We start from the raw sequence: 26196 nt of genomic DNA, 5'->3' as shown, positions 1-26196 counted from the left end.
GATTTATTTCCAGTCGACATTCAGTTTGTTTTCGTTGGCGAAGACTTTGCCGGTTTCCATCAGATCGGTGTACATCTGTTCAAATTTTGCCCCATACTTTTGTTCTATCGATTGTGCCAACGCGGTTTTCTGAGCTTCATCCGCTTTGCTGTCACAGAGTTTTGCATAACTAGTGTACTCGTTTTTACAAACCGGAATCACGAACTCATAAAGTGCAATAGACTTTTCCTTAATGGCTTTTCGGTCCTCAGAACTGGCATTCAGCGCTTTGATATCATTGAGCGATTTTTCCATGTACAGGATGTTATTTTGAACTAATTTTCCGGCTTCGTCACCATTCTTTTTGCTGGATGGGATGTCGGGGAACTCAGTAGTTTCATCATTGATATGTTTTGCCAAAGTTGGGGTTGCAAAATCACTGATGGTATTCGTATTTAGAATAGCGGTGGCGAAAAATTTGTCCGCTGGTTCTGCACAAGAGTGTAAGGATAAAGTGAAAATGACAAGTAATGCCAATGCGCCATAATAGCTGAATGTTTTGCTGATGTTTTTCATAATGTTTATTGATATTTAAAGTTTCTGATTGATATTAATTCTGAATTTTATAAAGCTAATTCCGTGTGAAAATGCTGATGTCTATTGAGAAAACATCTTCAATAATTAAGCTGAGACTGTCAGCAAAATTCAGACCTCCGAAGGATTTCAGAAAAAGTAATTACCTAATGGCTTCATTCTCCGCTGTCTTTTTTTCGACCTGTATGTACATTCAGATAAAGGGAGTGTAAAATTGGTAAATGATCAGACTCAACTTTTTATTTTCCGAATAAAACTTCAACTTCAAAATTTTAACAAGAATCCATTGCTGTGTTAATTTTTTAAATATATTTGTAAGACACACAAATGATATTCTGATGATTCCTAAATCCCAAATCTGCCTTTCTTGGGCAGCAATTTCACATCCACAAAAATGCTCTCTTCAAATTATCCGACTCAAATATCATCCTATTCTTATGTAATAATGGGATGATGTGAAGCCCGATTGGGAGATGGTAAGTCTTGTAATATTCCTTTGGTGTGTACTCAAAATCATTTATTAATAACTTAAAAAACCATAGAGTATGGCTTTAGAAAATTTAATCAGCGTAGAGTTCACTAATGCAGAACTTGCACAATTAGACACAGCATTTAGCACCATAGAGACGGTGCTGCAAGGCAAAACCATCAATCTGACGCCCGAGCAGAGACAACAGTACGGCAGCATCGCCGAGCAAAACAAACTCTTTGTCAATAAGGCCAAAAGCTACATGGAGCAATACCCACAGTATGTCCCTCCATTTTTGGACAAAGCCGAGTATGACAAAGATTTTGCGGCAAGGCAGCAGCTGGAAAGCAGAATGCAAAAAATGAACTCCCTCACCGAGCAACTGTCGGACACCAAGATTCTGCTGGATTTTGACAACTATCACAACTCGCTGACCTTCTACCGAAATGTGAAATACCTCTCCAGCGAAAACGTACCGGGAACCAATGTGATCTACGACGATATGAAACAGTTTTTTATCGCGCCACCGTCCACCATTCCTGGAGAATCTGAATAATAGATTGACTCCCGAGGGGGGTGGTTCGGGAGGGGGGGGTACCCCCGGTTCGGAACCACCCATCACCCGGTTCTGAAATGGTTGCACCCGGTTCCGAAGTACCCCAGACCCCTTGCCTAAGTGGTCACCACCACTTACCCAACCACCCGCAGCCGGTCAATAACCACCCGAGACCACCTCGGCAACCGCCTGCAACCGGTTATGGAAGTGGATAAAGGTGCTTCTGAACCACCCGCAACCACTTGACCAACCACCTTTAGCCACTTGTGAAGTGGGTGGAGGTGGTTTCTTAAAAGAAAAATAAAAAGACATTCTGAGATAATCTTTAGAGTACCGTATTACACATAAAGAAATTATTGTTTTTGGATACTTGCCTCGTAGTGGCAACCTGTTAATAGAAAACAAATATCATTTTAAAACCAGCTCCGTAGGAGCGACCTGTTAATAACACAATATGGCAAATACCTACACCCAAATTTATATTCAAATAGTTTTCGCAGTAAAAGGAAGACAAAACCTGATTCCAAAAGAACATCGGGATGAATTACACAAATTCATTACAGGAATAGTTTCCAATAGAGGTCAAAGATTATTCGCCATTTTTGCAATGCCAGATCACGTTCATCTGCTGGTGAGCATCAGACCGAATATTTTGATTTCGGATTTGGTAAGAGATATTAAGGCGGGTTCGTCAAAATTCATCAATGACAATAAATGGATTGTTGGTAAATTTAATTGGCAGGAAGGTTATGGCGCATTTTCATATTCTAGAAGCCATGTAGATAATGTCGTCAAATATATTTTGAACCAAGAGGAACATCATAAAATGAAAACATTCAAAAAAGAATATTTTGATTTTCTAAAGAAATTTGACATTGAATATGATGACAAATATGTGTTCGAATGGATTGAATAAAATTGCGATTAACAGGTCGCTCCTACGGAGCTAGTTTCAAGCGTTATTTATTTATTTTCTATTAACAGATTACCTCTACGAGGCAAAAAATATGAAATTGCAAACTGAACGGTTTCGGATAAATATTTATGATTTAATAACATTGGAAATACCACGTAGAGGCATACTGTTAATAGCATTTGGATTTACCATTTATAACCAGCTCCGTAGGAGTGACCTGTTAATAATATATATATCCATCAATAATTACATTAATTCCAAATTCATTCTTTTCATTCCAACACCCAAGTAACAAACCCCAACAATTGGCAACTAATAAAATGTTGCGTAAATTACGCTCCAGAAAAAATAAAAGTATGCTATGAAGAAACTATTTATTTCAATTTCACTATTATTTATGATGAATGCAATGGCACAGAAATTTGAAACACAAACAACCACAGATAAAAACGGTTATACCTACGAAACCGTAAAGAACGACCAATCCGGCGTTCGTGTTTACACCTTAAAAAACGGACTCAAAGTCTATCTAGCAAAAAATGATGACGCTCCAAGAATCCAAACTTATATCCCCGTAAAAACAGGTTCCAACAACGATCCAAGCGACAACACAGGATTGGCGCATTACCTGGAACATATGGTTTTCAAAGGGACTTCTCATTTGGGAACTCAGGATTGGGCAAAGGAAAAAGCTTTGCTGACGCAGATCTCAGATCTTTACGAGCAGCACAAAGCGGAAAAAGATCCGGAAAAGAAAAAAGCACTTTACAAGAAAATAGACGAAGTTTCCCAGGAAGCATCTAAATACGCCATCGCCAACGAGTACGACAAAGCGATCTCTTCTCTTGGCGCGACAGGAACCAACGCCCACACTTGGCTGGATGAAACGGTTTACAAAAACAACATCCCATCCAACGAACTGGAGAAATGGCTGAAAGTGGAGAAAGAACGTTTCTCAGAATTGGTTTTGAGATTGTTCCACACCGAATTGGAAGCGGTTTATGAGGAATTCAACCGTGCTCAGGATAACGATGGTCGTCTTGTAAATTACGCAATGATGGAAGCGCTTTTCCCGAAACATCCAAATGGTCAGCAGACGACCATCGGGACTTCGGAGCATTTGAAAAGTCCGTCTATGGTAGCAATCCATAAATATTTTGATACGTATTACGTGCCTAATAATATGGCGGTTGTATTAGTTGGCGATTTGGATTTTGATAAAACCATTAAGATGGTAGATCAGTATTTCGGAACCTTCAAATACAAAGAACTTCCGATGAAGAAAATGGTATCGGAAGAGCCAATGACGAGCGTGGTTTCCAGAACGGTAAAAAGTCCATCCACACAAAGAATGACATTAGCCTGGAGAACGGATTCTTATGGAACTCAGGATGCAAGACTGGCGGATGTTGTTGCTGAAATTTTAAGTAACAATGGCGATGCTGGTTTGATCGATCTTAACATCAATCAAAAACAAAAAACATTGGGAGCTGGCGCTTATGAATCGGCTTTCAAAACTTATGGTGCATTTGTTTTGAGTGTGGTTCCAAAAGACGGACAAAGCTTTGATGATGCAAAGAAACTGTTATTAGACCAAATCGAATTGGTGAAGAAAGGACAATTCCCGGATTGGATGCTTCACGCCATCGTCAACGATATGAAAGTTCAAAGAATGAAAGGCTGGGAGACGGCTGACGGACTGGCGACTACGTTGTACGGTGCCTATATTAACAACAGAACCTGGGAACAGGAGCTGGACGAAATCAACCAATACGAAGGGATCTCTAAAGCCGATGTGGTGAAATTTGCCAACGATTTTTTCAAGGATAATTACGTTGTCGTTTACAAAGAAAAAGGTGTGAATGATAAATTGGTTCGTGTTCAGAATCCTGGCATTACGCCAATCAAACTAAACAGAGAAGCACAATCGCCGTTCCTGAAAGAGATCATCAATTCAAAATCGTCTGACATCAAACCTCAGTTCATTGATTTTAAAACAGCGATTGCAACGTCAACGATTAAAGATAAAAAAGTAAGCTTCGTTAAAAATAAATATAATGAAGTGGCTCAGGTCAATTATGTATTCCCTTTCGGAACAGATAATGACAAGGAATTGGCATTGGGTGTAACGGTTCTTCAATACCTTGGAACGGACAAATACACGCCTGAACAACTGAAAGAAGAGTTCTACAAACTGGGAATTACCAACCAATTCAGAACGACCAATGACCAGATGATCATCGCCTTGAGCGGACTAGAAAGCAATATGAAAAAAGGTATTGAGCTGATGAACCATTGGATTAACAATGTAAAAGCTGACCAAGGAATCTACGACCAGACTGTAAAAACGATTTTGGAATCCAGAGATGTTGCGAAAAAAGATAAGACCAGAATTATGGCAGCTTTGACCAACTACGCCAAATACGGAAAAGAATCCCGTTTGACGGATGTGATTTCCAAAGAACGTCTGCAGAGCATCAACGTCAACGATCTGATGTCGAAAATCAAAACCTTGAACGATTATCCATATGAAGTTTTCCTTTATGGCGAAGATCAAAAAAGTCTGGAAAAAGCGGTGAAGCCTTACATTTTGGCTACGAAACTTCAACCTGCAAAAGCGAAAGAATATACAGAGCTGGCGACTGACGGCAAAGTGTATTTCACAAGTTACGATATGGTGCAGATGGAAATGTCGAAAGTGGCAAAAGCCGGAAATGTGAACCTGGCAAACTTCGGAAAAGCAAGTGTTTTCAATGAGTATTTTGGACGTGGATTGTCGTCTATTGTGTTTCAGGAGATTAGAGAAAGTAAATCTTTGGCTTATTCCGCTTACGTTTCTTATGCCAATGCAACCGAGATCAACAAACCGAATTACGTGACCAACTACATCGGAACTCAGGCCAACAAATTGCCCTTGGCAGTCGCTGCAATGAGCGAATTGATGGTGGAACTTCCGCAAATCCCGGCTCAGTTTGAGAATGCAAAAGGATCAGCATTGAAACAGATTGCATCCAACAGAATTAATAGAACGGTGATTTTCTACAATCAATTATCGCTTAAGAAATTAGGTGTGGATTATGATTTTAGAAAAGATGTCTATGCTGAGATCCAGAAACTGACATTACCAGAATTGACCAATTTCTACAACACCGAAGTGAAGCCATTGTCTTACAACACTGCCATCATCGGGAAAAAAGAAAACCTGAATATGGAATCCATTAACAAAATGGGAACTTTCACAGAAGTGAGTTTGGAAGAGATTTTTGGATATTAATCAAAGAAAAAAACTTATAACCATGAAAAACTTCTTTTTAGTAATTTGCTTAGTGTCATCTCTGATTCTTCCTGCTCAGGCTGGTACTTTAGACACGACATTCGATCCCGGAATTGGTCCAGATATGAGTATCGTATCACTTGCCTTACAGCCCGACAATAAAATTCTAATTGGCGGATTTTTTACTGATTACAATGGCATTACCAGAAGAGGAGTCGCAAGACTAAATGAAAACGGAAGTCTGGATTCAAGCTTCAATCCGCTCACAGGAGCTATGAATGAAGAATTTTTTGCAAGAATTTATAGTATTGTATTACAAACAGATCGTAAAATTTTAATAGGGGGAGAGTTTACTTCGTATGATGGGAGTCCAAGAAGAGGTATTGCAAGATTAAATGAAAATGGTACTCTTGATACCACTTTTAATCCCGAAACAGGTGCACAGAATCATCCTGTCATTTTTACGATTGCGGTACAATCTGATAATAAAATTCTTGTGGGTGGATATTTTACATCTTTCAATGGCGTTGTAAAAAATAATCTGGTCAGATTAAATGCAGATGGAAGTATTGATAATTCATTCAATATCGGTACTGGAGTAGACTCGGCAGTTACTGCCTTAGCTGTGCAATCCGATGGTAAGATATTAATTGGTGGAGATTTTACATCCTACAATGGAACGAGCTCTACACGAATTGCCAGACTAAATTCTGATGGTAGTCTTGATACGACCTTCGAAACCGGATCGGGAACAAATGATTCTATATCCAAGATTATCATCCAGCCAGACGGCAAAATTTTGATCAGTGGTCAACTTACTTCTTACGATGGCAATCCCAGAAACCGAATTGCCAGACTGAATCAGGACGGAACAATTGATAATACTTTTACAAATGGCAATACTATTACACCAAACAATCATATTGAAAGTATTGTTTTACAAACAAATGGGAAAATTTTAGTTGGCGGATATATAACTAAATACAATGGAATAAGCACAAGCAGTATTTTAAGATTGAATGCCGATGGTAGCTTGGATACGAGCTTCACTTCAGGAACAGGTGTTAGTACTGCTACCGTGAATTCGATAGTGCTTCAGTCAGATTCAAAAATTTTGATTGGAGGTAATTTTGATAACTATAATGGTGTCACAAGAAACCGAATTGCTAGATTGCTATTGGGAGATGATTTGTCTGTAGAAAATGCGAATGGAACTAAAATTTCTTTCTATCCAAATCCAGCAACGGATATCATAAATATCAAAACCAAAGACTCTGAGATCAAGAATATCACGATTTATGATATGACTGGCAATCAGGTAATGTCTTCAAGAGCGCTCAAAAAAATTAATGTGAAAGGATTACTCCAGGGAAATTATATTCTGAAAGTTGAAACAGATAAGGGAATCAAAAGTTTTAAATTTATTAAAGACTAGTAAATAATAAGACTTTAAATAAAAAAGGATGGGCGAGGGCTCATCCTTTTTTATTCTTTGATGTGGTCTTACATTAGCCCTTCCGTTCACCATTAACTTTACTCGTTAATTCCTATTTTCCCTCACAGCACGAATCAACTTCTCATTCCGTTTCTCAGCTCTCTCATTACTCAGAGACATCGCAGCCCAGATTGCAGCAGGAAGCCAGCCTAAAACGGTGATCTGCAATATAAAACAAATAACTGCAGTAATTATTTTTCCTCGAAAGAAGAAAGACAAAAATGGAAATATAATGGCTAATAACATAATTGTATGAATTTTAAGCAAGATAATAAAATCGCTTTAATATCAGAATATCTCACATTTAGTGATCCAATTATATAATGGCGCACTTCTTGCAATTTTTTCTGAAATTTAAAATTATGAACCCTAGACTAATTAGAACAGTATTGACGTGGGCAGCGCCCTTTATCATTGGATATGTCGTTAAAAAATTTGAAGAAAGGCAAGCCAAAAAATCGCAGGATAAAGCAGTTGTCAAAGCATAAAAAAGCCACCGGATTTGGTGGCTTTTTTAATTTTATAAACTTATTGTAAATTTTATAAAAATCAGTATTTATCAATGATCAACAGGCTTTGGCGCAAAGTTTGAATTTAACTCACAAATTTTATTACTATGAAAAAATATATGAATTTCATTCCATTGTTTTTATTAGCAGGAATGTTGACTAGCTGTGAAGCAGTAGAAACTATTTTCAAAGCCGGTATGTGGTGGGGAATCATCGTCGTAGTCGGAATTGTAGGCTTGGTATTATGGTTATTATCAAGGGGTAAAAACTAAAAAGAAGCGTCCTGAAATTTAGATTTCAGGACGCTTTTACTTTATAGAAAGTCTGTTCTAGAGATTATCCAAAACTTCTTTTAGATCTACATAACCGCCGCCGTTGTAAACATCAGTCAATCCTTCTGATTTAAAATATTCTGCCGCTTTTCCTGATCTGTTTCCTGATCTGCAGAAGAAAATCTTAGTACCGCTCAGGTTGATAACTTCTTGTTTTCTGTCTTCCAATTCTCCCAATGGGATATTTTGAGCTTCCTCGATGTGTCCGTTCATTTCCAATTCCAAGGGTTCACGCACATCAATCAAGTGATAATTTCCTGCTCTTAAAACATCTTCTAAAGCCATAATTTTTATTTTTTACATTTTAATACTAACAAAATTACAATATAAATTTTTAAAATATTGAAAACTTTATTATAAAAAATATCAAATTTTAAAACATTAATTTTGCGCTGTAAATGAACAATCAGGAGAAATACAGCAATTTGATTAAATCCAAAGCATTGGCTTTTGGTTTTCAGTCCTGCGGTATTTCCAAAGCGGATTTTCTGGAAGAAGAAGCGCCACGTTTGGAACAATGGCTCGAGAATAATTTTCACGGCGAAATGCGCTATATGGAAAATCATTTTGATAAAAGACTGGATCCAAGACTGTTGGTAGAAGGTTCGAAATCTGTGATTTCACTCAGTTATAATTATTTCCCGGAAGAAACACAGACTAATCCTGATTTTAAGCTTGCAAAATATGCTTATGGCGAAGATTACCACGATGTGATCAAGGAAAAATTGAGAACATTGGTTGCCGAACTTCAAGATGAAATAGGGGAGTTTGCATTCCGCGTTTTTGTAGATTCTGCACCAGTTTTGGAAAAGGCTTGGGCTAAGAAATCAGGAATTGGTTGGGTTGGGAAAAATTCTAATTTGATTACAAAGAAAAACGGATCGTTTTACTTTCTGGCGGAGATTATCTGCGATTTGGAATTAATCCAAGACTTTGAAGTGACGGATCATTGCGGAAGCTGCACCAAATGCATCGATGCTTGTCCCACTCAAGCCATTGTTTCGGATAAAATCATAGACGGTAGCAAATGCATTTCCTACGCAACAATAGAGTTGAAGGATCTTATCCCGGATTTCTTCAAGGATAAGATGGAAGATTGGATGTTCGGCTGCGACATTTGTCAGGATGTCTGTCCTTGGAACAGGTTTTCTGCACCAACTTTGGAAGAGAAATTCCGGCCTAATTCTGAGATCAAAAACTTCACAAAACAAGAGTGGAAGGACATCACCCAAGAAATTTTTTCCTCGGTTTTCAAAAAGTCTGCGGTGAAGAGAACTAAGTTTTCAGGACTTAAAAGGAATCTTGATTTTCTGTCAGAGTGAAATCCCTTTTACCATTATTTTCTTTTCTGAACTCTTTTTGGGGCAACTTTTACTCTTATGGTTTTTCTTTTGTTGGATTGGCGGTTTTTCGGCATATTCTAATGTTTTTTCGCTATTAAATTTCATCATAAAATTCCATAAAACCAAGAATTATTAAAAAAAATTAACAACTTGATTTTGTTTGAATAATTTTATTATCTTTATAGTTCGCACGATTCGGGAAACCCAATAAGATGAAAAGAACATTAATTCTAACCTTAAAAATAATCGGCTTCATACTCGGAGCCGTTTTTTTGTATATTATTTTGGGAGTTGTACTTCCATTAATTCCCGTTTCTGCGGAAAAAACCAATGATCCGAAAGTCATCGAAGCCTACATTTTGACCAATGGCGTTCATACCGATCTGGTGGTTCCTGTGAAAACGGAATTTATTGACTGGAGTACCAAATTACCGTACAGCAACACAAAATCCAAGCAAGAAAAATTCAAGTTTATTTCGTTCGGCTGGGGCGACAAGGGATTTTATCTCAACACACCAACTTGGGCCGACCTCAAATTCTCAACAGCCTTCAATGCCGCATTTTGGTTGAGTGAATCTGCCATGCACTGTACGTACTACAACGATTTGAAGATTGGAGAAGACTGCAAAAAAATAATGCTGACCGAGAAACAATACCAAGCCTTGATCAAATTCATTGATGAGAAATTCGACAAAGATGCTTCCGGCAATTATCAATTCATAAAAACCGACGCCGTGTACGGAAACAATGATGCCTTTTATGATGCAAAAGGAAGCTACAACTTCACATACACTTGCAACACTTGGGCAAATGACGGACTAAAAGTAGCTGGACAAAAGGCTGCATTTTGGACGCCGACAGACTTTGGGATTTTCAGACATTATAAGTAAAAATGAAAGTGTTTTTCGTTCTTTTTTTTTCAATCTTTATTTTAGGTTGTCAAAAAGAAAATTTGAACAAGCTGATCCCAATTGTCAATAATTCAGTTACGACAACAAAACCAGAAATCGATATTTCGAAAACAAATCAGAAAGCCAAAGAAGCTTTAGAATTTTGCAAAGCCAAAAACTTCAACACAGATTTTTGCATTCTGATAGATATGAGTTTGCATTCTGGATTGAAACGTTTTTTTATTTATGATTTAAAAAAGAGCGAGATCTCGCAGCGATATTTGGTCGGTGACGGTTGCGGAACTTCATCTTGGAGTGAAGATGATACAAAAGAAAATCCAGGTTTCAGCAACAAAGACAATAGCCATCTTTCGTCATTAGGAAAATATAAAATAGGTGCCAGAGGTTACAGCAATTGGGGCGTCAATATCAAATATTTGATGCACGGCTTGGAAGAAACCAACAACAATGCACTTAAAAGGATCATCGTGTTTCATTCCTGGGAAATAATGAGCGATGAGGAAGTCTATCCAAAAGGTTCGCCAGAAGGTTGGGGTTGTCCCACAGTTTCCAACAATGCATTCAAAGAAATTGATCCATTGATTAAGAATTCTAATAAGCCTGTATTGATGTGGATTTATAATTAAGAGATGAAATCTTTAAATATCCAATTTTCCATTACGTTAAAAAATAAACAAATATGAACTTGAATTCCGTTTTCGCAATTTTTATTTTTTTCTTAACATTTCATCAGTTTCAATCACAAGTTACTAATGAAGGAAAACCTAAAAGCTGGGAGTTGCAAAATATCCAAAAACTACCCGCAATTAATCTTCCCTTTTTTGATTTAAAATCGATTCAAAATGAAGATAAAATAAATGATAAGATTATAGATATTCCATTTCGGTTCGGGCACAAATTTGAGGTAAACTACAGTCTTCAAAATTCCGGCCTCTGGGAAACTTTATCCAATGGCGATAGAATTTGGAGAATCAGATTTAGTTCTAAAGAAGCGGTAACTATGAATTTCATTCTGAAAGATTTTTTCCTTCCAATTGGTGCGAAACTGTTTTTATATAACAATGATAAAACCGATCTTCTAGGTGCTTACACTTTCACTCAAAATAATAAAAGCAGAACATTAGGAACCTGGATCGTGAAAGGAGATGATGTTATTCTAGAATATTTCGAACCCGCATCTCAAACAGGCAAAGGGTCATTCACAATTAAAAATATAACACACGGTTATCGTTCGGGCGGCAATTTAAATGCATCTTCTGACTGTAATATCGATGTGAATTGCTCAATCGGAAATGATGCAGATCCTTTGAAAAATGTTTTGAAAAAATCAATCGGTTTAGTTTTGGTGGATGGCGCAGCAATGTGTTCGGGAGCATTGATCAATAATACAGCAAATGATAAAAAACCATATTTTTTAACGGCCAATCATTGCTATTCCGATCCTTCAACCTGGGCCTTTAGATTCAACTGGATTAGCACCAATGCAGTTTGTGCTACCACGGAAGATAGTGTTAGTAATACAGATTATCATTCCATCAGTGGTGCGACTCTTAGGGCCAGAAGAGAGATTGCTGATTTTTGTCTCGTAGAGATAAATTCTGAAATCCCCGAGGTGTGGGAAACGGTTTGGGCAGGCTGGGACAGAACAAGAAATGTATCTCCCTGGGTTTTTGGAATACATCATCCTGCAGGAGATATTATGAAGGTGAGCAGAGGTAGCAGTCCATCCCTACAAGAAAATATGTGGCAGGTGAATAACTGGGAAATCGGCTTTGCTGAGGCTGGTTCTTCTGGCTCACCTTTATTTAATAATGAGGGAAAAATAACAGGTCAACTTTGCTGTGGTCCAAGTTTTTGTAATGGTACAACATACCAAGGTGGCTATTATCAGTACGGAAGGCTAGATGTTTCTTGGGATGGCGGCAGAACTTGGGATACACAACTTAAAAAATGGCTGGATCCTATAAATTCTGAGGCAATGGTTTTAGATAGTTATCCAGCATTAATTTTAGGAACTTCAGAAGATGCCTTAACAAATCAAATCAAAGTTTATCCAAATCCTTCGCAGGATATTTTTAAAATTGATGTAGAAATCATAAAAAACAATCTCAAGTTCGAATTATTTTCTTCCAATGGTTCCTTTATTTCAAGGGGCAAATTTGAAAATAAGATAAATAAAATCGACTTATCTGGAAAACCAAGCGGAATCTATCTTCTAAAATTAATGGAAGGAAAAAGTGTTGTCAAAACTTTGAAACTTTTGAAACGATAATTTTTTTTTAGAATTTTATTCATATCCTGACAAACAAAAACATTCGTAAAATCACATAATTTAGTTAAATTTGCCAACCAAAAAGCCGACAGCAAAAAGCTATTAGCCAAAAGACAAGACTATGACTTCACAAGAAATAAGACAGCAATTTTTAGATTTTTTCAAAAGCAAAGAACATTTGATTGTTCCTTCTGCACCAATTGTTCTGAAAGATGACCCGACGCTGATGTTTTCCAACTCTGGAATGACACAGTTCAAGGATTATTTTTTAGGTTACAAAGAACCGAAATCTTCCAGAATTGCCGATACACAAAAATGTCTAAGAGTTTCCGGAAAACACAACGATCTGGACGATGTTGGTCGTGATACTTATCACCACACGATGTTCGAGATGTTAGGGAACTGGAGTTTTGGCGATTATTTCAAAAAAGAAGCGATTACCTGGGCTTGGGAATTACTGACAGAAGTTTATAAAATTCCGAAAGAAAATCTTTACGTGACCATCTTTGAAGGTGACGAAAAAGAAAACCTTGAACGCGATACGGAAGCTTATAATTTGTGGAAACAATTCATTTCCGAAGACCGAATCATCAATGGAAATAAGAAAGATAATTTCTGGGAAATGGGAGCGAGCGGACCTTGCGGACCTTGTTCAGAGATCCACGTTGACTTGAGAACACCAGAAGAAAAAGCGAAAGTTTCGGGATTGGAATTGGTGAACAATGATCATCCTCAAGTTGTGGAGATCTGGAATCTTGTCTTTATGCAATTCAACAGAAAAGCGGACGGAAGTTTGGAAAATCTGCCTGCGAAACACATCGATACAGGAATGGGCTTCGAGCGTCTTTGTATGGCGCTTCAACAGAAAGAATCCAATTATGACACCGATGTTTTCACACCTTTGATCGCTAAGGTGGAAGAACTTTCGGGTAAAAAATATACAGGAATTTTAACGGACGAAAAGGACATCGCCATTCGTGTGGTTGTGGATCACATCCGTGCGGTTTCGTTTGCGATTGCTGACGGACAACTGCCTTCCAATGGTGGCGCAGGTTACGTGATCAGAAGAATTTTGAGAAGAGGAATTTCTTACGCTTACAGATTTTTGGACAGAAAAGAACCTTTCCTTTTCGAATTGGTGGCTGTTCTTCAAGATCAGATGGGCGCATTTTTTCCTGAGCTTCAGAAGCAGGGAACTCTGGTTACAGAAGTAATCAAAAGTGAAGAGGAATCTTTCCTTAAAACAATTGAAAACGGTTTGATTCGAGTTGAGAAATTGATTCAGCAAACAATTGCTAGCGGTCAAAAAGTATTGCCAAGCGAAGAAGTTTTTGAATTATACGATACCTATGGTTTCCCTGATGACTTAACGAGAATTATCGCTGAGGAAAAAGGCTTAACGATTGACGAAGCTGGTTTCGAAGCCGAAATGGCAAAACAAAAACAACGTTCCAAAAAAGATTCGGCAGCAAAAGTTTACGATTGGGTCGTTTTGGAAGAAAAGCCTGAAACATTCGTTGGTTACGATGTTTTGGAAACTGAAACATACATCACGAGATATAGAAAAATAGAAAACAAAGACGGCGAATTTTATCAAATCGTTTTGAGTAATTCGCCTTTCTATCCGGAAGGTGGCGGACAAGTTGGTGACAAAGGCGTTATCGAAAATGCAACCGAGAGCTTCGAAGTTTTAGAAACTAAAAAAGAAAACGGATTGATCATTTCTTTGATCAATGGTCTTCCGAAAGATGCAGGCGCAATTTTCTACGCCAAAGTGAATGTTGCTGACAGAAAAAATTCTCAAGCCAATCACTCTGCGACGCACTTGTTGCACGAAGCTTTGAGAGAAGTTCTTGGAACGCACGTAGAGCAAAAAGGTTCTTACGTTGGTCCTGATTATTTGAGATTCGATTTTTCACATTTCAGTAAAATGACCGAGGAAGAATTGGCTTTGGTTGAGGAAAAAGTGAATGCGAAGATCAAAGAAAATTTAGCTCTTCAAGAGTTCAGAAATATTCCAATCCAGGAGGCTTTGGACAAAGGTGCAATGGCACTTTTCGGAGAGAAATATGGGGATAATGTAAGAATGATCCAATTCGGAACGTCGAAAGAATTATGTGGTGGAACTCACGTGAAAACGACGAGCGAAATTGGACATTTCAAATTAACTTCAGAAAGTTCAACAGCAGCTGGAATCAGAAGGGTTGAAGCAATCTCTGGAGAAAAATCTGAAGAATATTTCAAGAATTTGGAAACTCAAGTTTCTGAGATTTCACAATTGTTAAAATCAAAAGATTTAATTAAGTCAATTGAGAAATTATTGGACGAAAATTCAGCTTTGAAATCTGAGATCGATTCATTCAAAAAAGAAAAAGCAAAAGGCGAGATCCAAAACTGGAAAAATGAATTCGAAGACAAAAATGGTAAAAAATTATTGGTTAAGAAAACATCTCTGGACGCAGGTTCTGTGAAAGATATCGTTTTCCAACTGAAAAAAGAAACCCCAAATTCTGTCATCATTATTATCTCTAATGCTAATGAAAAACCAATGGTAACAGTGGGCGTTTCTGAAGATCTGGAAGCGAGTTATCACGCTGGAAATATCGTAAAAGAATTGGCGAAAGAAATCCAAGGCGGTGGCGGCGGAAATCCAGGTTTTGCTACAGCTGGCGGAAAAAATCTGGCTGGGATCGAAAATGCTTATCAGAAAGCGTTGGAAATCTAATTTTCAAATTTTATATAAAACAAAAAAACGTCTCGAATTATCGAGACGTTTTTCTATTATAAATCTTATTGAAATAAATAATTATTTAGCAAAATTCTTCGGCGAATAAAAATATAAAAATTCCTTTTTAGCAGCTACAAAATCGCTCCAGTTATCACAATCAATCTGATAGCCAACAACGCCGGAAGTCGGGAGATTCACAATCTCATCTGTCAAGGAGTTGGCAAAATTGGAAATGCCATTATTGTGCGAGAACAAGATCACAGAATTAACATTACTACCCAATCCGAGAATCAGATTTTCAAAATTACGTTCCTTCGGATTGTACAACGATGCATCTGTAGAATATTGTTTTTGATAAACCTCCGAAAATAATTTGCAAGTTTCCAATGCTCGCGTTGCAGGACTGGAAATGAAAGTATCAATTTCAATTAATTTCTCTTGTAACAAACGTGCCATTTTGGGCGCATTGATCATTCCTAACTCATTGAGCGGGCGGTCAAAGTCTTCAACATCTACAGGCCAATCGCTCTTAGCGTGCCTTACAAGTAAAAGTGTTTTCATCTGTTTTGTCTATTTTTTGTGGTCAGATGGAATACTGCAAAAGTATTTCATTAACAAATGATTAATAATAAATTAAAATTAGTAAAAAAAAATCAGTTAAAATCTTTTATTAAATAATTTTCGATATGTCATTTCTCATAAGTGCTTATAGAAAAGGGTGCATCGGCATTTTCCGTTCCTCTTTTTAAATTTGGTTTGGATGTCATATCGAATTTTAATTTTGCACCTTTCAGAAGTTCAAAATGATCGATCCAGTTTTTCGAATGATTTTTTCCATTGAATTTCAGCTGGTTTATATAGATATTTTCTTTTGAATTTTTTGGCGCATCAATCATAATTGCCTGACCATTTTCCAGATTAATTTTTACAGATTTGAAAAGTGGTGCGCCCAAAACATATTGTGTGCTTGCAGGCGTCACAGGATAAAAACCCAAAGCTGAGAAAACGTACCAAGCCGAGGTTTGGCCATTATCTTCGTCGCCACAGTAGCCATCTGGAGTAGGTTTGTACAATTTATCCAAAACCTGTCTCACCCAGTATTGCGATTTCCAAGGTTGACCTGCATAGTTATATAAGTACAACATATGCTGAATCGGTTGATTTCCGTGTGCGTATTGTCCCATTCCTACGATCTGCATTTCGCGCATCTCGTGGATCACTTCTTTATAATAATTGGTATTGAAAGTCGGCGGCATTACAAATACAGAATCCAACATTTTAGCAAACTGTTGTTTTCCGCCCATCAATTCTTTAAGCCCGTCGATATCCTGAAAAACGCTCCAGGTGTAATGCCAGCTGTTGCCTTCTGTAAAGGCATTTCCCCATTCAAAGGGATCAAAATTGTCCTGGAATTCTCCGTTTTTCTTTTTGCCGCGCATCAGATTATATTTCGGATCGAAGAGCTTTTTGTAATTCATCGCTCTTTCCTTGTAAGGCTGAAGCTCGGATTCTGATTTTTTTAATGCTTTTCCAAATTCGTAGATTGCATAATCATCGTAAGCGTATTCCAAAGTTCTGGCGGCGCTTTCATTAATTCCTGTGTCCGTTGGCACATATCCGAGTTTATTGTAATCCTCTACACCTTTTCTTCCGACGGCGCTTATCGGGCCTTCGTTATTTGCGCCATGTTTTACAGCTTGCCAAAGAATTTCCGCATCATAACCTCGCAAACCTTTGATATAAGCTTCGGAAACGACAGAGGCGGAATTGTTTCCAACCATTATGTCTGCATATCCGGGGCTGCTCCATTCGGGGAGAAATCCACCTTCCTGATAAGCGGAAATCAAACCTTTCTGCATTTCTACATTGACGGATGGATAGACCAAATTCAGAAGTGGGTAGAGTGCGCGGAATGTATCCCAAAAACCTGTTCCACCATATAAATAGCCTGGCATTATCTTACCATTGTAAGGACTGTAATGCTGGATCTTTCCGTCTTTATCTTTTTCGTAAAGCTTTTGCGGGAAAAGTACGCTGCGATACAGACAACTGTAAAAAGTTCTGGCCTGATCAACTGTTGCGCCTTTGATTTCGATTTTATTTAAAGTTTTGTTCCAGATTTCTTTCCCTTCGGATTTTACCTGATCAAAAGTTTTTTCTTTGACTTCATTTAGGTTAAGTTCGGCTTGTTCTGGACTTATAAAAGAAGAAGCCACTTTTAATGTTACCTGTTCACCTTTTTTTAATTGAGGAAACTTGATTAATGCGCCAACGCGATCTGCTTTAATTTCAATATCAGTTTTTGAGATTTCCTTGTCACTCCACACATTTTGAGAATTAAAATCTCTATCAAATTGAAGGACAAAATAATTTTTAAAATTCTCCATTTTCCCTCTCGCATATCTCGTAGAATAACCAATAATTTTCTTTTCAGATGGAATGATTTTCACATAAGAACCTTTATCAAATGCATCCAGTAAAACCTGAGCCTGATCTGTTTCGGGAAAGGTAAATCTCATCACGGCAGCTCTTTCACTGGGCGTAATTTCTGTCCACACATCATAATCTGCCAGATAAACTTTGTAAAAATAAGGCGTTACCTCTTCCGTCTTGTGAGAGAACCAGCTCGCTCTTTTGTCCTGATCTGTTTCTGGTTTTCCTACCATTGGCAAAATGGAAAACTGTCCGTAATCATTCATCCACGGCGATGGCTGATGCGTCTGTTTGAATCCTTGAATTTTCCTGGCATCGTAAGTATATTGCCATCCGTTTCCATTTTTACCTGTCTGGGGCGTCCAATAGTTCATTCCCCAAGGTAATCCGATGATTGGGTAGGTGTTTCCGTTTGATAATTCGTATGAAGATTGTGTTCCCATCAAAGGATTTACGTAATCGACTGGACTTTTTATCCAATCAGCGATCTCCTGAGATTTGAGTCCTACAGAAATGACAGAGCAGAACAGAAATAGTTTTAAGCTTCTCATTCAAAATTTATATAGATCAAAAATAGGATTTATGAACCAAAAATTTTTATGGTTCTATTGATATTTTAATAAATTTCGAAATATTAAGCCTGTTGTTTTAATACTTTGACAATTCTTTCAGCTGCTGTGTCGCAAAAATCCAGTCCGGAATAATCAGGATTTAGCCCACCAATAAAGGGTACAGCCATTATGAAAACATTATCAACAGTCTGTCCATAAGGATTCAACGACTGAAAATAATCATTGATTTCCAATCCTGGCACTTTCATATAATAATTGTCGTTGTAGCCTTTTCTTACATTGGTCTCATTGTTTTGCAGTAAGCTCATGGCGTCATTATTATCCTTAAAATTCAGATATGCAGAGCTCACAAACTGACCCGATCTTAAACCTTCAAAAGGCAAATCCTCCAGTTCCAATGATTGTTGACCAACGGCGTCAATATACAATTGGTAATGTTTTTGTGAATTGATATTTTCAATAGATTTATAATGGTAGATGCCGCCAGATTCGGAGTGTGGCTCTACAAAGCTTTCTCTATCGACTTGGATCAAATCGATAATTCCAGCATTGTGCAGGGCAATAATTTCTTTGTAAGAAGATTGTGGAAGTGATGCGATAATGATGGAAATCAAAGGTAAAAGCGTCTTTTTCAAACGCAGCATATCTTCAGCAGAAAAGTGCTTTGCAGGATAATTCATAGAATAACTGAAGGCAGACAGTGCTTCTTTCCAGCTGATCGACTGATGTCTCCTGATGGATTTTTCGGCTTCGTTGTATTCCGCTTTGAAAAGTTGAAAACTGTCCAGTTCCTTTCTGATAGCCATCATTTCTTTCACAAATTCTTCGATGCTAAGATCTTTAATTTTATTATAAAAATCTAAATCTTTTTGTTTGAGGGGAAGTTTGAAATTAATCTCAAAGACGTGATCCAAATCTACAAAACCGTTATTTTTAGTTTTGTAGTCATAGATTTCGTCAAGTGACATCGTCCAGTCGTTGGAATATGCTTCCTCTTCGGAATGGAATCTTAGTGCGGGCAAAAAACCACCTGTGGAAAACATATCGATCCGAAAGTTTTCTGATCCTTCATTCAAAATATATTTCATCTGTCCATCAGACGTTGTTTCATATCTTCCATTCAGTCTGGAATGCGTTTTCACAGCATCTACCGCAGTGAGTGATGTGCCGCGAATGGCGATGGGAAAGTTCGATTGTAATTGGAATTTTGTTGGCGGATATGGCGAATCGTACCATCCGGTTTTTGTTTCTTCGTACTTTTTTGGCCAATAATGTCCGGTGCATAAAATCACTTTATCAGTTAAATATTCCTCGTTTTGATTAACCAGGATTTTGAATTGCTGTCTATCTGCACTTTTGATGATATCATCTACAACGCTGTTGGTTTTACTAATGACTTTGATGCCTTTTTTCTTGGCTTCTTTGATGTAATATTTGAATGTAAATTCCAGATAATTTCCCAATAGAAGTCTTGGAATGACTTGGTATGGATTGCATTTTCCATCCACAGAAAAATCAGGAAATTCGTTTGTAGGATTTTGACTTAGATATTCTTCGAAACTGATCTGAAAGTGAGGAAGTTCGTTTGCTGATACATTCGCAACGTGTTCCTTTCCTGCACCCAATCTTCCATAAGGCATTCCAACGCCTAATCTTTCATTTTTTTCAAACACAAAAATAGTTGAAGCATTGATTTGACTATCAATAATATTCTTCAATACCAGAAGAGCAGCAGGTCCACCGCCAATCAGCGCAATGGTTTGAGAATCGATATTCTGCATTTTAAGTTCTTTTTTCTCATCAACTCAAATCCTGTACCTATTTTGTCAAATCATAAGCACAAAAAAATTATTAATTTATGTTTCAGGTCATAAAGCCAAACCGATTTACTACATATTTTGATTTGTTTATTGATTTAATTACATAAAATCAGTAGGTAATAACTAGTAGTTTTCAATTTTAATTTGTAATAACGATTCTAATGCTTTCAAACTATCAGTATGAATTTCCCTTTCCAAAGTTTCCAAATTCGTAATATCCCAAAATCCGCTGTGGTGCCACTCATCTGGAAAATCCCAGTCTGGACGATCAATAATTGGGTAGATGCAACATCCATAGAAGGGAATTCCACTTTTCAAAATCGATAGACATTCATCAGAAATCATCTTAAGCCAATCTCGTCTGTCATTTTCAGGAATACTGGTTTCTGACAGTACAATTGGTTTTCCGTAATTGATATAAACTTCTTCAATTAATGAATGCAGACTTCGCCAATGTGGACTTGGAGGCGTTTCTTTCCACGGAATGAATTGATGTTCCGGAAACGTCCATTGATTATTATGATAAAAATTAACGCCAATCAAATCCAGATATTCCGGTTTTCCTCGGAGTTCAGGACACAATTTTCCTGTCAGAATTTCCAGAACCTGAAACTGCTCCTGATGTTTTTCATTGGCTTTAAGAACTGAAAATGGATCTGACAAATTGGAAGAAATGATATTGACCAAAGGTTCCGTTGTCATTATTTTGATGCTTGGATCGATTTCCTTCATCATTTCAATCCCTTCGATGTAGGCTTTCATCAGCATATATTTCACTTCCCAACCTTGATTCACGCAATACGGACTCGTGCCTTTCGCATCGCCACCAAGCCAAGACAGAAAACTGACTTCGTTGATTGGTGTGACAATTAATTCGCCATCAGGAACCAAACCTCTGTATTTCAAAACGAAAGTTCTGCACAAATGTGAGAATCGCCTTGCAAACATTGGATGCAAAGGTGTCAAATCATCTGGAAATCCAAAATGACAAATGTCCCAAATGACCTGGATGCCATTATTTTTTGCATTAATAATAATCTCTTCAACCTGCGACCAGTCGTAAACGAACGGCGATTTCTCAACAAAACTCCAACGGATGCCTTCGCGAATGGTTGTGATTCCGATTTCCGTCAGACGCTGATAATCTTCATTAATGAAACGATCGTGGCCAGTTAATTTGATTAAATCCACTCGTTCGCCAAAGGCATTTTGCTGGTCTGCACATTCGAAACCAGCCATCAGAAAGGATTGAAAAGGATTTTTAAAATTGATGGGATTACTGTTGTACTGCATTTTCTTCTTTGATGATCTTTCGGAAAAGCGCCAAAGATTGCGCTACGACTTGATCCATATTGTAATATTTGTAAGTTCCCAATCGCCCTGTGAAAAAGACATTTGGCGTTTCTTCTGCCAATTTTTTGTATTGATTGTACACGTCCTGATTTTCCTTTCTTGGAATTGGATAATAGGGATCACCTTCCGCCGTCGGATATTCGTAAACGATGGTTGTATTATGGTGCTTTTGTCCAGTGAGATGTTTGAATTCCGTGATCCTTGTATAAAGATTTGAAGTCGGATAATTGATAGTTCCCGTTTCCTGATAATTTTCCTGATCCAAAGTTTCGAATTTGAAATCGATTGATCTGTAAGGCAATTTCCCAAATTGATAATCAAAATAGCCGTCGATCGGACCAGTGTAGATCAATTGTCTATGCGGAATGATATCGACAATATCTTTGTAGTTCGTGTTCAACATCACGTGGATATTCTTGTGGGAAAGCATTGTCTGGAACATTTCTGTGTAACCGTTTTTCGGCATCGCCTGCAGAGAATCTGTGAAATATCGGTCGTCGGCATTTGTTCTCGTCGGAACTCTTGCAGTCACCGAAGCGTCTAATTCTGACGGGTCAAGATCCCATTGTTTCTTGGTGTAGCTACGGAAAAATTTTTCGTAAAGTTCTTTTCCAACGACGTTCAAAACGACATCTTCCGAAGTCAAAACGGGTTTGCGAAGTTCAGCTTTTGAGGCTAAGAAACTCACAACTTCATCGGAAGTCAAATTCTTTCCATAAAGTTTATTGATGGTTGTCAGATTGATTGGAATCGGAACCAATTGCCCGTCAACACTGCCCAAAACGCGATGTTCATAAGGTCGCCATTCTGTGAATTTGCTTAAGTATTTGAAAACATCTTCGGAGTTTGTATGGAAAATATGTGGGCCATATTTGTGGATCAAGATGCCTTCTTTATTGTAAAAATCGTAGGCATTTCCAGCAATGTGATTTCGTTTGTCAACAATCAAAACCTTTTTTCCTTCATTAGCTAACCTTTCTGCCAAGACCGATCCGGCGAATCCGCAACCGATAATTAAAAAATCATACATAGATTCCGTTGGTTTTTTTGACGTTGTTAATTAATTGATTCATCTTTTCGAATGTGTTGTCCCAAGATTCATCTGCCAGATATTCATCCACTTTTGCCAGCCATTCTTTTTTGGAATCTTTACCAAGTTCTTCCTCAGCGTAAGCGATAAAAGTTTCGGCATTGTCTGCGATATACACCAAATTGGCTTCTCCATATGGTTTCACAACATCTTTGATCGGCGTAGAAATCACCGGAAGTCCGGCCGAAAGATATTCTGGCGTTTTGGTTGGGCTGATAAATTCCGTCGATTCATTGATGGCAAAAAGGACCAATGCAATATCCCAATGGCTGATGTAATCTGGCAATTCCGAATACTTTTTCGAACCGAGATAATGAATGTTCTCAGCTCTAGGAAGTTCATTAACATCGATTTTTACCACGGGACCAATGATCACAAAATGCCAATCTGGTCTTTGTGCAGAAACTTCTCTCAACAACTCAATATCGAATCGTTCATCAATCACGCCATAAAATCCAAACCTCGGATTCGGAATATGTTTTTGATCTTCGGCATCTATTTTATTAAATCGTGCTTTTTGAAAATGCGCTTTATCTATACTACTCGGAAACGGATGAATGTTGTGGTGACGGTCTTTTTTTGCCTGATAAAGCGTGTGTCCACCAGTGAAGACCACATCTGCTTTTTTGAACAGTTCATTTTCCAAATCCAACAATTGTGGTGGTGCAAATCGGAATGCGGACAGCTCATCCATAGAATCGTAGATCGTTATCTGAGGTTTCAGATGCGATGTATATTCCAAAGCCATTGGCGTGTAGTACCAGCAGGAATAGGTTTTTATGTTTTGATCTGCCAGAATTTTGCTGATGAGTTTTTCCAACCTTTGATTTCTGTTTTCCTGATCATCATTAATGAAAATTTTAATAATGGAAACGCCATCCTGCAAGTCGATCTCGTAAAAGTCAGAAATGCTGTTGCGTGGTTCTTCGATATAAAAAACCTTGTTTTGTTTAGCAAATCTGGTCAACAAGTGTTGCGGTCGCTGGTAAACGAAATCCCAATGTAAATGGCTGAAACATAGAATATTTTGCATAGATAAAAATGTATTATCACAATATTGGATGAAAAGTATTTCCAAAGCTCTACATCAGAATAGAATGTGATTTTAGCCGAAATTAAAGAGCAATTGTGGACTGTAAATCTAAGCCGTAAATTTTGCCTTATTTATGATTGCGGTCATAACAAAGCTGATATTTAAAATGTATTTTATAACGATTTATAATTTGAATTTCAATAAGTTATAATCATTTTATTTTTGATTAATAGTTTCGGTTATGACTCAAATCATAAACTCCCGCTGTTCGTCCGGCTATCTTTACGTATTACCAAATCAACAATTATTGTAATTGATAAAAAATAAACCTATCAAAAATATTTCTATGGAAAATGACAAAAGTAAGAGTGAAAAAGTAGATCAGCTTCAGGATCACACAACAGACAATTCGGACAAAGCGTTGACGACCAATCAAGGTCTTAAAGTCAACAACAACCAGGATTCTTTGAAGTCTGGCGAAAGAGGGCCAAGTCTGTTGGAAGATTTCATTCTAAGAGAAAAGATCACGCATTTTGACCACGAGAGAATTCCGGAAAGAATCGTACACGCAAGAGGTTCCGGAGCACACGGCGTTTTCAAACTGACGAAAAGTTTGAAGGAATTCACCAAAGCAAAATTCCTGACAGACGTTGGAAAAGAAGTTCCGGTTTTCACTAGATTTTCTACCGTTGGCGGAAGCCGTGGAAGTACAGATTTGGCGAGAGACGTGAGAGGTTTCTCAGTTAAATTCTATACAGAGGAAGGGAATTATGATCTCGTTGCGAACAATATGCCTGTGTTCTTCATTCAGGATGCGATGAAGTTTCCAGACCTTGTTCACGCTGTAAAACCTGAGCCAGACAATGAAATTCCGCAAGCTTCTTCCGCGCACGATACTTTTTGGGATTTTATTTCATTGATGCCGGAAAGTATGCATATGATAATGTGGCTGATGAGCGATCGCGCAATTCCAAGAAGTTACCGAATGATGGAAGGTTTCGGCGTTCATTCATTTAAATTTATTAATGACGCTGGCGATGTTCATTTTGTTAAATTCCATTTCAAACCGAAATTGGGTGTTCATTCTGTAGCTTGGGACGAGGCGACGAAAATTTCAGGAAAAGATCCGGATTTTCACCGACGAGATCTTTGGGAAGCGATTGATAGTGGTGCATTTCCAGAATGGGATTTTGGTGTACAACTGATTCCGGAAGCAGATGAACATAAGTTTGATTTTGATCTTTTGGACCCAACCAAATTAGTTCCCGAGGAAGAAGTTCCGGTTCAAATCTTCGGAACTTTGACATTGAACAGAAATCCAGACAACTTCTTTGCAGAAACGGAGCAGATCGCTTTCCATCCGGGACATTTGGTTCCAGGAATTGATTTCAGTAATGATCCTTTGTTGCAAGGCAGATTGTTTTCTTACACCGACACACAATTGTCAAGATTAGGTTCTCCTAATTTCCACGAGATTCCAATCAACCGATCATTAAATACAGTTCATAACAACCAGCGCGACGGACATATGCGTCAACAGATCTCAAAAGGAAAAGTGAGTTACGAGCCAAATTCCATCGGTGGCGGATGTCCATTCCAGTCGATGATGAAAGATGGTGGATTTGTATCGCACGGCGAAAGAGTAGATGGCCATAAAGTTAGAGCCAGAAGCCAGAGTTTCGTGGATCATTATTCTCAAGCCAAATTATTTGTCAACAGCCAAAGTGCGCCAGAAAAGAAACACATTCAGGATGCCTTGATCTTTGAACTTTCGAAAGTGAAAATCCCGGCAATCCGTGAAAGAATGGTTGGTCAACTTAATTTCATAGATAAAGATCTAGCAAAAAATGTAGCAAAGAAAGTTGGTGTTGATGTGACAAAACTCGAACAACCCAACCAAAGTATTCCCGCCGATGCCGATCCGAAAACACTTCAAAGTGAGGAAAGAGAACCGGCAACTAAAAGTTCAGACGCACTCAGTATGAAAAATACGGCGAAAGATTCCATAGAAAGTCGAGTGGTAGGTTTCATTATGGAAGATGGCGTAAATGCTTCAGATGTCAATTCTTTAAAATCAAAATTAGAGTCCGAAGGTGCAGAGGTTCAAATCATCGCCGGAAGTCTTTCACCAGTCAAAGCAGATAATGGAAGCAGTTTTACGCCTAAGCATTCTTTGACCAGTACAGCCAGCGTTTGTTTTGATGCTTTATATATCTGTAGCGGAAAATCATCTTCAGACAATCTTTTAAATGAAGATAACAAACCTGGAACTGTTCATTTTGTGAATGAAGCTTACAAACATTGCAAAGCGATCTATTTCGGAACAGACACAGATGAAATCTTCAAAGCGAGTCAGGTCGCAAGCAAGAAACATAAGGATCCTGCGATTGTCACCTCAGAAAGTCAAAACGCAGACGAAGCTTTCATCAAAGCAATTGCCAACCACCGCGTTTGGGAATTGGAAACGGAAAGAAACAATCCTGCTTAGAAACATCAAATCACCACAAAATATTAAAA

20 protein-coding genes are annotated in these 26196 nt (G+C 37.9%); 11 read left to right on the top strand and 9 right to left on the bottom strand.

Features of this window, described 5'->3' with window-relative positions:
* Positions 1–3 precede the first annotated feature (3 nt).
* Positions 4–555 (bottom strand): hypothetical protein, encoded by a 552-nt coding sequence (locus PQ459_12010; protein WDF45623.1) that lies wholly within the window; start codon positions 553–555, stop codon positions 4–6.
* Positions 556–1118: 563 nt separating this feature from the next.
* Between PQ459_12010 and PQ459_12005 the strand changes: the two genes are divergently transcribed.
* From PQ459_12005 to PQ459_11990, 4 genes are all read left to right on the top strand, one after another.
* Complete coding sequence (locus tag PQ459_12005) at positions 1119–1598, top strand: hypothetical protein (protein WDF45622.1); 480 nt, start codon at positions 1119–1121, stop codon at positions 1596–1598.
* 454 nt (positions 1599–2052) lie between these two features.
* A complete protein-coding gene (gene tnpA / locus PQ459_12000; GenBank protein WDF45621.1) occupies positions 2053–2514 on the top strand; it encodes an IS200/IS605 family transposase in 462 nt (153 codons plus the stop codon).
* 361 nt (positions 2515–2875) lie between these two features.
* Positions 2876–5788 carry an insulinase family protein gene (locus PQ459_11995; GenBank protein WDF45620.1) on the top strand — a complete coding sequence of 971 codons (2913 nt, stop codon included), beginning with the start codon at positions 2876–2878 and terminating at the stop codon, positions 5786–5788.
* A gap of 22 nt (positions 5789–5810) precedes the next feature.
* Entirely contained in the window at positions 5811–7223 is a 1413-nt protein-coding gene (locus PQ459_11990) for a T9SS type A sorting domain-containing protein (protein WDF45619.1), read from the top strand.
* A gap of 105 nt (positions 7224–7328) precedes the next feature.
* Here PQ459_11990 and PQ459_11985 read toward each other — a convergent pair whose 3' ends face one another.
* Entirely contained in the window at positions 7329–7529 is a 201-nt protein-coding gene (locus PQ459_11985) for a YqaE/Pmp3 family membrane protein (protein WDF45618.1), read from the bottom strand.
* A 370-nt stretch (positions 7530–7899) separates the two neighbouring features.
* Between PQ459_11985 and PQ459_11980 the strand changes: the two genes are divergently transcribed.
* Positions 7900–8064 (top strand): phosphatidate cytidylyltransferase, encoded by a 165-nt coding sequence (locus tag PQ459_11980; protein WDF45617.1) that lies wholly within the window; start codon positions 7900–7902, stop codon positions 8062–8064.
* A 57-nt stretch (positions 8065–8121) separates the two neighbouring features.
* On the opposite strand, the gene PQ459_11975 is transcribed toward PQ459_11980, so the two are convergent.
* Positions 8122–8409 (bottom strand): rhodanese-like domain-containing protein, encoded by a 288-nt coding sequence (locus PQ459_11975; GenBank protein ID WDF45616.1) that lies wholly within the window; start codon positions 8407–8409, stop codon positions 8122–8124.
* 113 nt (positions 8410–8522) lie between these two features.
* Between PQ459_11975 and queG the strand changes: the two genes are divergently transcribed.
* The 5 genes from queG (at position 8523) to alaS (ending at position 15375) form a co-directional block, all read left to right on the top strand.
* Complete coding sequence (queG, locus tag PQ459_11970; GenBank protein WDF45615.1) at positions 8523–9446, top strand: tRNA epoxyqueuosine(34) reductase QueG; 924 nt, start codon at positions 8523–8525, stop codon at positions 9444–9446.
* 233 nt (positions 9447–9679) lie between these two features.
* Positions 9680–10357, top strand: coding sequence for a TIGR02117 family protein (locus tag PQ459_11965; protein ID WDF45614.1), 678 nt, complete (start codon positions 9680–9682; stop codon positions 10355–10357).
* 62 nt (positions 10358–10419) lie between these two features.
* Entirely contained in the window at positions 10420–11004 is a 585-nt protein-coding gene (locus tag PQ459_11960) for a murein L,D-transpeptidase catalytic domain family protein (protein WDF45613.1), read from the top strand.
* 53 nt (positions 11005–11057) lie between these two features.
* A complete protein-coding gene (locus PQ459_11955) occupies positions 11058–12650 on the top strand; it encodes a T9SS type A sorting domain-containing protein (protein WDF45612.1) in 1593 nt (530 codons plus the stop codon).
* Between the two features lie 121 nt (positions 12651–12771).
* Positions 12772–15375 carry an alanine--tRNA ligase gene (gene alaS, locus PQ459_11950; GenBank protein ID WDF45611.1) on the top strand — a complete coding sequence of 868 codons (2604 nt, stop codon included), beginning with the start codon at positions 12772–12774 and terminating at the stop codon, positions 15373–15375.
* An 81-nt stretch (positions 15376–15456) separates the two neighbouring features.
* Here alaS and PQ459_11945 read toward each other — a convergent pair whose 3' ends face one another.
* The 6 genes from PQ459_11945 to PQ459_11920 form a co-directional block, all read right to left on the bottom strand.
* Positions 15457–15939, bottom strand: coding sequence for a histidine phosphatase family protein (locus PQ459_11945; protein ID WDF45610.1), 483 nt, complete (start codon positions 15937–15939; stop codon positions 15457–15459).
* A 128-nt stretch (positions 15940–16067) separates the two neighbouring features.
* Positions 16068–18362: a GH92 family glycosyl hydrolase gene (locus PQ459_11940; GenBank protein ID WDF45609.1), complete on the bottom strand. Its 2295-nt coding sequence runs from the start codon at positions 18360–18362 to the stop codon at positions 16068–16070.
* Positions 18363–18445: 83 nt separating this feature from the next.
* Positions 18446–20164, bottom strand: coding sequence for an FAD/NAD(P)-binding protein (locus PQ459_11935; protein WDF45608.1), 1719 nt, complete (start codon positions 20162–20164; stop codon positions 18446–18448).
* A gap of 162 nt (positions 20165–20326) precedes the next feature.
* Complete coding sequence (locus PQ459_11930; GenBank protein ID WDF45607.1) at positions 20327–21496, bottom strand: hypothetical protein; 1170 nt, start codon at positions 21494–21496, stop codon at positions 20327–20329.
* Positions 21480–22586 carry a UDP-galactopyranose mutase gene (glf, locus tag PQ459_11925; protein WDF45606.1) on the bottom strand — a complete coding sequence of 369 codons (1107 nt, stop codon included), beginning with the start codon at positions 22584–22586 and terminating at the stop codon, positions 21480–21482. Before glf ends, PQ459_11930 begins: the two co-directional genes overlap by 17 nt.
* A complete protein-coding gene (locus PQ459_11920; protein ID WDF45605.1) occupies positions 22579–23679 on the bottom strand; it encodes a glycosyltransferase family 1 protein in 1101 nt (366 codons plus the stop codon). Before PQ459_11920 ends, glf begins: the two co-directional genes overlap by 8 nt.
* Before the next feature lie 346 nt (positions 23680–24025).
* On the opposite strand from PQ459_11920, the gene PQ459_11915 reads away from it, so the two are divergent.
* Complete coding sequence (locus tag PQ459_11915; protein WDF45604.1) at positions 24026–26167, top strand: catalase; 2142 nt, start codon at positions 24026–24028, stop codon at positions 26165–26167.
* Positions 26168–26196: the final 29 nt, after the last annotated feature.

The sequence above is a fragment of the Chryseobacterium sp. KACC 21268 genome, from assembly GCA_028736075.1.
In the GTDB taxonomy this organism is placed as follows: domain Bacteria; phylum Bacteroidota; class Bacteroidia; order Flavobacteriales; family Weeksellaceae; genus Epilithonimonas.
Note: the sequence above shows the minus strand (reverse complement) of the source record. Positions and strands in the feature narration are given on the sequence as shown.